Annotated in this window: 11 protein-coding genes; 7 read left to right on the top strand and 4 right to left on the bottom strand. The window is 56.9% G+C overall.

Annotated features, from left to right (window positions below; translation table 11 throughout):
* The coding region (locus MVB78_RS09690) for a dolichyl-phosphate-mannose--protein mannosyltransferase (protein WP_297490767.1) at positions 1-1,598 on the top strand (1,598 nt) is incomplete at its 5' end.
* On the opposite strand, the gene rnhB is transcribed toward MVB78_RS09690, so the two are convergent.
* The 3 genes from rnhB to MVB78_RS09675 are packed head-to-tail and all read right to left on the bottom strand — an operon-like array spanning position 1,578 to position 3,858.
* Positions 1,578-2,246, bottom strand: a complete 669-nt coding sequence (gene rnhB, locus MVB78_RS09685; protein WP_297490765.1) for a ribonuclease HII — start codon at positions 2,244-2,246, stop codon at positions 1,578-1,580. The two genes, MVB78_RS09690 and rnhB, sit on opposite strands and share 21 nt — an antisense overlap.
* Positions 2,247-2,248: 2 nt before the next feature.
* Positions 2,249-3,070, bottom strand: coding sequence for a metal ABC transporter permease (locus MVB78_RS09680; RefSeq protein WP_297490762.1), 822 nt, complete (start codon positions 3,068-3,070; stop codon positions 2,249-2,251).
* Positions 3,067-3,858, bottom strand: coding sequence for a metal ABC transporter ATP-binding protein (locus MVB78_RS09675; protein WP_297490760.1), 792 nt, complete (start codon positions 3,856-3,858; stop codon positions 3,067-3,069). The genes MVB78_RS09680 and MVB78_RS09675 overlap by 4 nt, the downstream gene beginning before the upstream one ends.
* A gap of 165 nt (positions 3,859-4,023) precedes the next feature.
* On the opposite strand from MVB78_RS09675, the gene MVB78_RS09670 reads away from it, so the two are divergent.
* From MVB78_RS09670 to MVB78_RS09655, 4 genes are read left to right on the top strand one after another with little or no spacing between them, the layout of a single operon-like run.
* Complete coding sequence (locus MVB78_RS09670) at positions 4,024-5,592, top strand: ABC transporter substrate-binding protein (protein WP_297490788.1); 1,569 nt, start codon at positions 4,024-4,026, stop codon at positions 5,590-5,592.
* The gene (locus tag MVB78_RS09665) at positions 5,589-7,799 is read left to right on the top strand and encodes an iron ABC transporter permease (protein WP_297490758.1); all 2,211 of its coding nucleotides are present in this window, start codon (positions 5,589-5,591) and stop codon (positions 7,797-7,799) included. Before MVB78_RS09670 ends, MVB78_RS09665 begins: the two co-directional genes overlap by 4 nt.
* Before the next feature lie 9 nt (positions 7,800-7,808).
* Positions 7,809-8,870, top strand: a complete 1,062-nt coding sequence (locus MVB78_RS09660) for an ABC transporter ATP-binding protein (protein ID WP_297490756.1) — start codon at positions 7,809-7,811, stop codon at positions 8,868-8,870.
* 9 nt (positions 8,871-8,879) lie between these two features.
* Positions 8,880-9,479 carry a DUF447 domain-containing protein gene (locus tag MVB78_RS09655; protein ID WP_297490753.1) on the top strand — a complete coding sequence of 200 codons (600 nt, stop codon included), beginning with the start codon at positions 8,880-8,882 and terminating at the stop codon, positions 9,477-9,479.
* Here the strand turns inward: MVB78_RS09655 and MVB78_RS09650 are convergent.
* Positions 9,438-10,403 carry a tetratricopeptide repeat protein gene (locus MVB78_RS09650; RefSeq protein WP_297490786.1) on the bottom strand — a complete coding sequence of 322 codons (966 nt, stop codon included), beginning with the start codon at positions 10,401-10,403 and terminating at the stop codon, positions 9,438-9,440. The two genes, MVB78_RS09655 and MVB78_RS09650, sit on opposite strands and share 42 nt — an antisense overlap.
* An 86-nt stretch (positions 10,404-10,489) precedes the next feature.
* Here MVB78_RS09650 and MVB78_RS09645 point away from each other — a divergent pair, with 86 nt between their 5' ends.
* Both MVB78_RS09645 and MVB78_RS09640 read left to right on the top strand, forming a co-directional pair.
* The gene (locus tag MVB78_RS09645; protein ID WP_297490751.1) at positions 10,490-11,425 is read left to right on the top strand and encodes a ribonuclease Z; all 936 of its coding nucleotides are present in this window, start codon (positions 10,490-10,492) and stop codon (positions 11,423-11,425) included.
* 5 nt (positions 11,426-11,430) lie between these two features.
* The gene (locus MVB78_RS09640) at positions 11,431-12,123 is read left to right on the top strand and encodes a TraB/GumN family protein (protein WP_297490747.1); all 693 of its coding nucleotides are present in this window, start codon (positions 11,431-11,433) and stop codon (positions 12,121-12,123) included.
* Positions 12,124-12,129 lie beyond the last annotated feature (6 nt).

Genomic DNA, 12,129 nt, shown 5'->3' with positions numbered 1-12,129 from the left:
ACAGGCTCGGCATGGATCCCCACTACGTCCACGACGGCTACGAAGGGGTCAACGTGATCTTCAAAGACGAGACCGCCAAGCTCAAATACCAGTACATCGTAAATGAGGCCCTCTCCGAGTACGGTGGAAACCTCTCCGCCACGGTGAGCTATCAGAAGTTCCCGGGCCTCTACGTTGAAGTCAAGGAGAGCCATCTGAGCGATTTTCTCGCCTACTTAGCCAAGTACATCCCGGACGGCGAGTACTACACCGTCACGGGTTACAAGTACCCGGACAAGGACAACATACAGAACTACCTCAACCTCGAACACCCCTTCTTAGGAAAGGACTTCATAATGGCCGGAATGCTCCTCTTCGGGGACAGACCCATTGGCTGGCGCCTCCCGGGCATCATACTCTTTGCAATCCTCCAGCTCCTCGTTCTCTTAGCTGCCTACCGCGTAAGCAGAAGCTACCTCGCCTCCCTCATAGCGCTCTTCTTCGTCGCAGTCGACCCAACACTTCAGGCCACCGCCGTCGCGGCCATGCTCGATATCTACGTGGCCTTCTTCGTGGCCCTCTTCCTTCTCTTAGCCGTCTACGGCAGGGATATGTGGACGGGGGTTTCCATAGGCCTATCCTCCGCTACCAAGCTGAGCGGTGCCTTCGGCTACCCCGTCTTCTTCATCCAGGTCTTCAACGACCTCCGCTCGGCCGGAAGGTGGGTTCTCGGGAGGTTGCTCATCATACTCCTCCTCTTGGCGGGGGACGTCGTGGCTTACGCAGCCTACTACTCCGGCTTCAAAGGACCCGACTACTACAGGGCGCTCTCGATCTTGGTTCTGATAGCGCTTGCCGAGTTCTCTCTCAGGTGCAGGGACAGGCTCAGGGAGCTGGTGATCTCGATCTCAGCCCTGCTGGTGCTCCCGATAGTCGGTTTCCTCCTTCCTGAGGTTCCCGCTGTGAAGGTCGTTGGCTTCAAGGACTGGCTGATGAACTTCTTGGGGAGCTTCAAATGGCACCTCAGCTACAAGGGGCCTAACCCGTGGACGGCACCCTTCTGGGAGTGGTTCTACAACGGAAAGTCGTTCCACTTCCACTTCAACCCTGACGTCGTTGCCAGCACAGACCCGGCGCTTCTCCTCTTCATGATTGCTGCTATCTTCGCAATCCCCTACGTCTGGCGGAGAAAGGGGGCGGTTCTCGTCCCGTTCGGCATTTTCTGGAGCACGGTTGCTCTCTTCGCCCTCCAGTACGCCCTGGGTGGGAAGACCCAGTTCAGCTTCTACGCAACGGCCCTCGTCCCGGAGGCGGCGGTCGTTACTGGTGTGGTTGCCAACGAGATCGTGAAGTGGGAGGCCTTCACCGAGTCTCTCCTCGATTACCTCTACTGGCTCGGCAAGATACTGCACGTTGGGCGCTTCGTTAGGTACGTTGAGGATCGCAGAAAGCCCGAGGAAGAGGAGGTCGCTCAAGAACCCTTCCCGTTTCCGATTCCCTCGGTGTACGTAAACTTAGACGGCCTTCCGAAGAGGAGGGAGATCAGGGTGAAGAGGAGGGAACCCCGGCCCGGCGGGCTCCCGAGGAAGGATGAAAGCTCAGGGGAGGAAGTCGTATAAGCTCCTCTGCCCCTTCTCAACCTTTTCCCTTACCTTGTCTAAGGTCTTCCATTTCCTCCGGACTATCGGGGGAAAGTCTCCGTGCTCCCTGAGGTAATCCTCCAAGAACTTCCTCGTCCTCGGATCGCTTGGATAGCCGGAGCCTATCTCGCCGTACTCCTTCCGAAGCTCCTCTATCCCCCTGTCCCTTACCACCTTCGCCACTATAGAAGCGGCGGAGACGACGGGGAACTTGGCGTCCGCCCCGTGCTCCGCTATCACCTTGGCCTTGAAGTCCAGTCCCTTTGAGATTTCGACTCCGAAGCGCCCCTCATTGACGTCAGCCGCGTCAACGTAAACGACGTCTGGTTTAACCCTGAGTGAGTTGAGAGCCCTCGCGAAGCCCTCCACCTCAAGCTCGTTGAGGGTTCCGTCCCAGGAGTTTATCTCCTCCGGCCAGAGCTCAAGGACAGAGACGTCCTCAGCTATCTCCCTTATCCTCCCAAAGAGCTCCTCCCTTCTCCGGGGGCTGAGCCTCTTGGAGTCCCTCACCCCGATCTCTGAGAGCTTCTGGACTTCGTTCTCATCAACAACAACCGCCGCTATCACGAGGGGTCCTATGACAGGCCCTCTGCCAGCTTCGTCGGCCCCGGCCACTTTCTTCCCCATCCTCACCGCCTCGCCAGCAGGAGTCCGTAGATAACCCCGAGGAGGACCGTGGCTATGCCGCTCGGGGGGATTGCAGTGTAGTAGGCTACCCCTATCGAGACCACCTGAACGGTGAGGGTTATCCCTAAGCTCGCGAGAACAACTTTTCTGAGGTTGTCAGTTATCATCATTGCTATCGCCCCCGGGAGTATCGCGATGACCTGGAGGGTCACCAGGCCGACGCTCTGGACGATCAGGGAGCCAGTTGCACCGACTATGACGTAGAGAACGAGAAGGTAGAGCCTCGTGTTGCCGCCGTAGCTCTCAACCCCCTCTGGATCGAAGCTTACGTAGAGGAAATCCCTGTAAAACACGAGGAGGAAAAGGAGTATGAGGAAGCCGGCTATGCTGAGCGTTTCAAGGTTCCTGAGGCTGACCAAAAAGAGCTCTCCCGTTAGGTATGAGACTATGTTCTCCCCTAACGGGTAGTAGGGCCTGCCCTCCATGACCTTGTAGAGGATCCCGAAGCCCAAGACGGTGAGGCCGGCCACGAAGCTCGCCACTATCCCGACCGAGGAGTCCGGGGAGAAGCCGAGGTGCTCCAGCTCCGCTATCACCACAACGATGGAGACTGTAACCAGGGCTGCCGTGAGCATGACGAGGGAGAGGTTGTTGAGGAGGAGCCCGAGTATCATCCCAAGGACGGCGCCGAAGAGCAGTGCATGGAATATCGCGTGGGTCAGGAAGGCGAGCCCCTTCACGTTTATCAACGGGCTGAGGAGCCCAAGGAGGGTGCTTATCGTGACGCTCGCCACCAGGGCCCTAAGGAGGAAGTCCGGTATCACCTCCCTCCCCCCCTCTTGAACACGTGGAAGTCTCCGGTTATGCAGTAGAGCTTGTCCTCAACCTTTATTGCCCGGGCCATGGGGCCGTAAACGGCCTTTATTATCTCGTCCTTCAGGGCCTCGTCCGGCCTCCCAAAGGCCACCATCCTTCTGTTTATCAGCATTACCCTGTCCCCTATCTCAAGGAGGGGGTTTATGTCGTGAGTGGTTATTATCATCGTCAGCCCCCGCCTCTTCTTTATCTTCCTGAGGACGCCCGTTACCTCGGCCCTCGCGGATGGGTCGAGGGCGGACAATGGCTCGTCGAGGAGGAGAAGTTTGGGTTCGCTTATGAGCGCCCTCGCCAGTAGAACCCTCTGCTTCTGACCTCCGCTCAGGTTCCTGAACAGCTTATCCTGGATACCCGGCAGTCCCACGAACTTGAGGGCCCTCGTGCCCTTCTCTTCTATTTCCTCCGGGATCTTCCTGTGAAGGAAGCCAGAGCGGTAGAGGGCCCCCATCGCCACGACCTCAAGGGCCGTGAGGGGGACGCTTTCATTTAATGTATGACTCTGGGGCACGTAGGAGATGTTTTCCCTCGCCCGCCAGGGCTCCTTCCCAAAGACGAGAACCCTGCCGGCGTACTCACTGTGTATTCCAGCTATGGTTTTCAGGAGCGTTGTCTTCCCGGCGCCGTTGGGGCCAAGGAGGAGCAAAGTGGTTCCCTCTTCGAGCGAGAACGTAACGTCGCTGATGGCAACGTAGCCCCTGTAGGTCACGGTCAGGTTCTCGGCCTTCACTGCCTCCATTTCGATCCCTATCTAAGCTATCTCTGCCGCTTTTTAAGCTTAGCCGACCAAAACCCATATTAAGCATGCCCCTGTAAAACAGTTGCGGGGGATTTCACTGTATCTCCCCCTGGGTGTAACAAAACCTTAAAAACGTGTGCCTCAGATTGAAGTGAGGTGGGAACCATGAAAAAGAGTGCTGCAGTGCTCTTGCTTTTTGTTCTGCTTTTTAGCGTAGTTGCCGCAGGCTGTCTCGGAGGCGGTGGCGGCGCAAGCACTTCAAGCAACAAGCCATCACCGAGCAGCTCCACGAGCCATACCACACCTCAGACCTCCTCAACTCAGAGCCCCTCATCAACCACATCCACAACCTCAAGCACATCCTCATCAACAACTACCTCCTCAACGACCTCAACCACTTCGACTACGAGCTCATCCTCTACCACATCGAGTACCCCTTCCAAAGGGATAGAACTCATAGTCCTGACGAGGCACGACACGACGATACAGCTCCTCGCGAAGGAGGCCTTCCTCAAGAGTAAAATAGCCAAGGAGTACCACATAACCTCGATCAAGTTCATCAAGGCAACCGAGTCCCAGTGGCCGAGGCTCATAAAGTTAGGCCACGCCGACGTTGGATGGGGCGGGGGACCGACCCTCTTCGACAACCTCTACACCGAGGGCTACCTCGCCCCCATAACCGACCAGAAGGTCTTGGGTCTGCTCGGCAAGAACATATCCGAGACCCTCGCGGGCATGCCGATGGTCAGGAAGGGCCCCGATGGAAAGATATACTGGATAGCCGCTGCGCTTTCCTCCTTCGGCTTCACTGAGAATAAAAAGGCCCTCAAAAGATGGGATCTTCCAGAGCCCCACAAGTGGGAGGACATAGCCACCGAGGCCTGGGCCCGTGACCCGCCGCAGTACGGCATAGCAGATCCAACGATGAGCACTTCCAACACGAGGATCTACCAGATAATCCTCCAGACCTTCGGATGGGACAAGGGATGGAGGATCCTCACCCTCATAGCCGCCAACTCCAGGATCTACTCGGCCAGCGATGCGGTAAGGGAAGCTGTTATAGCAGGCGACATAGCGGCCGGAAACACGATAGACTTCTACGGCTACACCGCGATGAGGCTCAACCCGGACTGTGTTTACATAATCCCAGCCGGGGAGAGCATAATCAACGGCGACCCGATAGCTCTCCTCAAGTACAGCCGGCACCCCCAGGCCGCCCAGGCCTTCATCTACTGGGTGCTCACAGACGGCCAGCTGATATGGCTCAACAAGGATGTCAACAGGCTGCCCGTCAACCCAAGCATCTTCAACACCCCCGAGGGCAGGAAGAGGCCCGACCTCAAGACGGCTTACTACATGGCCCTCCACACCAAGGGCATAGCCTTCAACGACACCGAGGCCCTCAAGACCGTCAACTCCCTCCAGCTCTACTTCAAGGCCACCCTCGTTGACACGAACCCCGAGCTCCGCCAGGCCTGGATGGCCCTCGTCAACGCCCACAAGAGCGGTAAAATAGATGATGCAACATTCAACAAGCTCAAAAATGAACTCACGGACTTCTTCCAGTTCAAAGACCCTGAGACTGGTAAGATGGTCACCTTCACCGAGCAGTATGCAATGAAGATAAACGACCGCCTGCTCAAGGATCCCGACTTCAAGGACACCCTCATGCAGGAGTGGCGTGAAGGTGCCAGGGCCAAGTACGAGAAGGTTCTCAAGGAGGTGAATGGATGAAGTCTAACTGGAGCGAGAGGCTCTTCGGTACACCGAAGTTCGAGCCTCTCGTCGCCACCTCTTATCTTTTTCCCCTGCTCTACCTGCTCTTCTTCCTGATAATCCCCGTCCTGGCCATGCTGGCCATAGCCTTTACGTACAATGGTAGTTTGTCTCTTCACTGGTTTAGGGAGATATTCTCCTTCAATTCCGATTACATAAAACTCCCCTCAACGTGGTCGCTCTTTCAGAGCGTGAAGATGCCGGGGACGGGCGAGACCCTCTACATAATACAGGGTCTCGACTTTGGAATAGTTCTGAACTCTATAATCGTGGCCTCCGTGGTGACCCTGTTAGCGTCATTCATTGGTACGATCTTCGCCTTTCTGATGGCGAGGTACACCTTCCCCGGCAAAAACCTCTTCAGGATACTCCTCTTCATACCCCTGCTCGTTACTCCCTTCGTCAGCGCCTACGTCGTCCAGCAGATCTTCAGCGAATATGGAATAGTAAGCTCTATCCTGCACGCCCTCTTTGGTTTCAGGGTGAGGGTTGACGGCCTGGCCGGAATAGCCCTCGCCCAGTCCATAACCTACTACCCGATAGTCTACCTCAACGCCTACGCGAGCTTCATCAACATAGACCCGAGCCTTGAGGAGCAGGCCGAGAACCTCGGGAGCAGGGGCTTTCACCTGTTCAGGACAGTAACCTTTCCGCTGGCCCTCCCGGGCATAGCCGCTGGCGCAACCCTCGTCTTCATATTCAGCCTTGAAGACCTCGCCGCGCCCATAGTCTTCCACAGCAACGACCTCGCCAAGAGAATAATGTCCTACCAGATATTCAGCAAGTTCCTCTTTGGGACGGGTGAGAGGAGCCCGCTCATAGCGGCCCTCGCCATAGTTATGCTGACCCTTGCGATCATAGCCTTCCTCGGAATAAGGAAGTACGTCAGCCTCAGACAGTACGCGATGCTGAGTAAGGGCGGAAGGTGGTCTCCGCGGGTCAGCAAGCCGCGCATAGGCCAGGCGCTAATAATATACCTTCTCCTACTGCCCCTGCTACTCTTCACGATAACACCCCAGGTTGGCGTCGTTCAGCTCGCTTTCACGGAGCAGCACAGAATCGTCACCAACGTTACCGATATAACCGCGTCAGTCACAGGGGTTATGTATCCAACTGGATCGATAACGAATGGCACTCTGGTGACTCCAAAGGGCGGCTGGTTCTTCCAGGGTACTGTCAAGGGTTACTCTGACTCGATCGGCGTTATAAACGGCTCGATAAGCGGTTTCTTTGTGGGGAAGGTCACGGTAAATAACGGAGAAGTCAAGCTGACAGGGGATATCTCCTACGCTGACTTTCAGGGCCTCGCATCCCGCTACAACGGGACGATCCACACTCAGATGAAGGGCCCAATAACTGGAACCGGAGAACTCCTCTCCGGCGGCACAGTTAACCTGACTTCAACGCGCTTCAAGGCCACGATGTTCAACATTCCAGCTGGGCAAGTCAGCAAGTTCAGCTTCAACTACGTCAAGCAGATGATCTTAACCCCCGACGTTAGGAGGTACATCGTTAACAGCCTGCTCTACTCAACCGTTGCCGTCATCCTGATAGTCCTCCTCTCTATAACATCCTCCTACGCCACCAGCAGGTTCAAGGGCGCACTGACGCCGGTCCTTGAGAGCATAGTCATACTGCCCATGGCGGTTCCCGGGATAGTCGTCGCAATGGGCTACTTCTACTTCTTCCACCTGGTGTTCCCAGGCACACCGCTCGACCCCATAAGCCCGGCCACGTTTAACCCGGCCTACGTCCTAATCTTAGCCTACTCGGTCAGAAGGCTGCCCTTTGCGGCGAGATCCGTCTACGCCGGCCTTCAGCAGGTTCATGTGTCCCTTGAGGAGGCCTCCATGAACTTGGGTGCCAGCAGGTGGAAGACTGTAACCGGCATAGTCCTGCCGCTCATCTCCCTCAACGTCTTCGGCGGTGCCATGCTGAGCTTCGTCTACGCGATGAGTGAAACGAGCGTCGGCATCACCTTGGGTTCGCTCAACATGGCCAAGGCCCCGATAACGGCGTTCATGAAGGAAGTGCTCCTCTCGGCAGCGGGCAGCATCAACATAGCGGCCGCGCTCGGCGTGCTACTTATAACGGTTCAGATAATCTCAATAGTGCTCGTGAACGTGATCACGAAGCAGAGGTACTCCTTCATAGGCCTATCGTGAGGTGGTAGAATGGTAGAGGTCAGGCTTGAGAACATCGTTAAGAGGTTTGGAGAAACGGTTGCACTCAAGGGTATAAGCCTGCACATAAAACACGGTGAGCTCTTCACCCTCCTCGGACCGAGCGGTTGCGGCAAATCGACGACGCTCAGGATAATAGCCGGACTTGACTACCCAACGGAGGGGAAGGTCTTCTTCGGCGATCAGGACGTTACGAACCTCAGCTCCAGCGACAGGGGGGCGGTGCTGGTCTTCCAGAACTACGCCCTCTGGCCCCATATGAGCGTCTTCGACAACGTGGCCTACGGCCTCAGGATAAGGAAGCTCCCGAAGGGGGAGGTAGAGAAGCGCGTCAAATGGGCCCTCGAGCTGGTCAAGCTCCAGGGGTTCGAGGACAGGTATCCGACGCAACTCAGCGGCGGGCAGCAGCAGCGTGTTGCGATAGCCAGGGCCCTCGTTGTCGAGCCCAAACTCCTCCTCCTCGACGAGCCGCTGAGCAACCTCGACGCAAAGCTCCGCCTTGAGATGCGCTCGGAGATAAGGAGGATACAGAGGGAGTTGGGCATCACTGTCCTCTACGTCACCCACGACCAGGAGGAGGCCATGGCGATAAGCGACAGGATAGCCGTTATGAACGTCGGAACCGTCGAGCAGGTTGGATCCCCGAGGGAGATATACGAGCACCCGAAAACCGAGTTCGTGGCTTCCTTCATGGGCAAGACCAACGTTATACCCGCAAAGGTCACGGAGAGGGAAGGGGACAGGGTAACGGTCGAGTTCGAGAGCTTCCGCCTCGAAGGGCTAACTTACAGCGGCGAGAAGGACGACGTGGTCATAGTGATAAGGCCCGAGCGCATCAGCCTCCACCCTGTTGAAGACGCAATCACGCTCGAGGGCACTGTGGACCTCGTTGAGTACTACGGTTTCTTCGTGGAGGTCATTGGGGTCTTCGGGGAGAGGAGGATCATAGCGAGGACGATAAGCACGAGGGAGGTCTCCGTGATCAGGCCCACCCAGCCCATAAAGTTCTATATACGGCGGGACGACATCTTGGTGCTTCCCAAACAGCTCTGAGGTGCTCTAATGGCCCTCCTGTCTTTTTTTAGAGAGGGGCAGGTGTACGAAGTCCTGCTGACGACGAGAAGCAACGTAACCCCAGTGGGCACCGTCAGGGAGGGGCATGTCCTAAAGTTCAGGCTCTTTGAGGGTGAGAGCTACCATGACCTTCTCAGAGACCGCCACGCCTCAATCCAGGTGAGCAACTCCGCAGCCCTGATAGTTTCTCTGGCCCTCAACGACTTCTCCGGGATAGAGGTTGAGAACGCCGGGCCGTACAGGTGGATAAAATCGCTGCCCGGCCTCTACGGGACGGCAGCTTGCACCGAGGGTTCCTGGAAGGACGCCATAGGGGAGTCGAAGGTTCTAAACTGCACCTTCTTCCCGGAGGGGGAGATAGAGGGCCGTCTTCCTCCGATCCCCTTCAGCAGAGCGGACTGCCTTTTAGTAGAGATGGCCGTGGATTTCACCAGAGTACGTCTCGCGAGGGGTAGGGAGAGGGAGAGGCTGCTCAAGAGGTTCACCGAGAACTTCCGCCTCTACACCCGGCTTGGGGGAAATGAAATGGTGGCCAGGAGAATGGCCTCAGAGCTCGGCCTCCCCGAGGAATTCGAGAAGATCCAGTAGTCTTCTGTCCTTGACCTTTTCTATCGCCTCCGTGAGCTCTTTTTCCTCGATTCTGCCCTCCTTGAAGAGCGCCAGTTTCTTCACGCCCTCGAAGAAGTCAGCCAAATCTGGAAAAGCCGCGGCGAACATGTCCATGTTGTTGTAGACCGTGCTGAAGTCGTCCTCAAGGAAGAGCTGCCAGAGCACGTCCACGAGGGCGTCGAACGCAACGTCGTAGTACTCAGTTCCAACGGCCCTCAGCATGGCGTAGAGGCACTCCTGGAGCGCCGCCTCGTAGTTGTCCCCGTCCTCGAATATCTCCTCGAAGGAGAGGTGAACCTCGGCGAGCAGCCTGCCGTTGCCGCTCCCGACGAGTTCGGGAAGGAGCTTTGCGAGCTCCGCCTTGGCGACGTTCGGTTCCCCCATTTCAAACCTCACGTAGGCCTTGTAGACCTTCACCTCCATGACCCTCTCGGAATCACCTAAGCTCTCAAAGGTTTTCTCCGCCCTCTCAAGGAGCTCGTAGGCCTTTTCGTAATCCTGAAGCTCCTCCTGTATCAGGGCCATGTTATAGTAGATCTCCCCGGCATGCCTCATGTTTCCCTTAGCTATCTCCTCCTCTAAGAGGGAGGTGTACATGGCGAGGCTCTTCTCAAGCTCCCCTATCAGGAAGTAGAGGTCCGCGAGATGGAACCTTACCTCAAACGTCCCCTTCTTCTCCGCGATCTCCTCAAACTCGCCTATTTTATCAACGTTGAGGAATTCGTGGTAGTAGTAGACGACGAGCTTGTAGAGCTCCCAGTCCTCGGCCTCAAGCGCCAGCTTCTCGGCCTCCCTGAGGACTTCCTCCAGCTCTTCATCGCTGAGCTCGTCCACCTTGTAGTAGAGCAGGGCGGCCAGCTTTTTCGCATCCTTCTCCTCAATCGCCTTCCTTATCTCCTCCATGTTTTCACCCTCCAGTGGTTGGACGCCCACCGTTTTAACCCTTTCCACCTGCAAAGGGTTTTAAAACCCTCCGCCCACCTTCAACCATGCTCGACGTGTTCTTCTTAGGGACCGGGGGGATAATGCCGACCAGGGAGAGGAACGTGCCGGCGATAGCGCTGAGGTACGGGGGCGAGGTTTTGCTCTTTGACGTCGGCGAGGGAACGATAAGGCAGATGAACACCGCTAAACTCAGCCCCATGAGGATTGAAAAGATATTTATAACCCATTTCCACGGTGACCACTACCTCGGCCTCGCGGCGCTCATACAGACGATGAACCTCTGGAAGAGGAGAAGGCCCCTCCACATCTACGGCCCGGAGCGCACGATAGAGTTCGTTCAGAACTTCCTGAGCAGCGGTTTTTTCAGGTCGGGCTTTGAAGTGCACGTCCACGAGATCGGCGAGGTCAGGTTGAAGTTCAGGGGGTACGAGGTCTGGAGCTTTGAGGTCGAGCACGGCGTTCCTGCTTTAGGCTACGTGTTCAAGGAGAACGATCGAAGGGGGAAGTTCCTCCCAGAAAAGCTCGCCCAGTACAGCCTGCGCCCAGGCCCTCTGCTCGGAAGGCTTGAGAGGGAGGGTGTTCTTAAAATAAACGGGAGGGAGGTGCACATAGAGGACGTCACGGGGCCGAGGAGGAAAGGCGTTAAGGTTGTTTACAGCGGAGACACGAGGCCCGCGGAGAGAACGGCACTCTTCGCGAGGAACGCTGATCTGCTCGTCCACGACGCAACTTACCTGAGCCCCGCCGATAGGGGGGAGGGCTACCACTCGACTGTTGAGGAAGCCTGCGCCCTTGCTGAAAGGGCCGATGTAAAGCTCCTCGCGCTCTTCCACAGGGCTTTCCGCTACGGCTATGACGAATACGCTTCGGTTGCCTCCGAGATCTGCAGAAGCTTGGGGGTTGAGTTCCTTGTTCCCAGGGACTTCGACGCGTTAACGTTCGGCCCCAAGGGGAGGAAACTTTGGAGGCTGGTGCGGTGAGGAGGGTGAACTACCTGAGGTACGTGAAGGTTGTGGGGACGATGCACGTCTCCCCCGAGAGCAGGGAGCGGGTCGTGGAGGAGATAAGATCGTGGAGGCCCCACGCAGTTGCCCTTGAGCTGGACTGGAGCCGCTTTATGGGCATGCAATCCGGCCACCGACCCGGGGCTGGGGAGGCTTTCAGGCTCGGCAGGTCTGGGGCCCTGAACTACTTTTTAGCCAAGGTCGAGGAGCGCCTCGGGGAGCAGTTCGGCATGGCGCCGGGGGAGGAGATGAGGGCCGCCGCCGAGACCGCGGCTTCGATGGGGGCTCAGATCTTCCTCATAGACGAGGACATAAGGGTTATACTCTCAAAGCTCTTGGCGGCTCCGCTTAGGGAAAAGCTCATGCTCGCCTTAGAGTCCCTGAGCGTTTTCCTGCCCTTTGCGCTCTCTTCTGAGGACTTCGACCCCATAGGGGACTACAGGATCATGATGGCCGAGTTCAGGGAGAGGTACCCCTACATCTACCGCGTCCTCGTGGAGGAGAGGAACCTCCTGATGGCCCTCCGCATAGCATCTATCGTCGAGGGTCTTATGGGGAGGGAAATCAGAAAGCCACGAATAGTTGCCGTGGTCGGTCTCGGCCACAAACCCGGGCTTGAGCACCTCCTCAATGGGGCCATCAGCAAGGTTTATAATCCATTGGGAGGTAGGTAAATGGGG

The sequence above is a fragment of the Thermococcus sp. genome, assembly GCF_026991495.1.
GTDB lineage: Archaea > Methanobacteriota_B > Thermococci > Thermococcales > Thermococcaceae > Thermococcus.
Note: the sequence above shows the minus strand (reverse complement) of the source record. Positions and strands in the feature narration are given on the sequence as shown.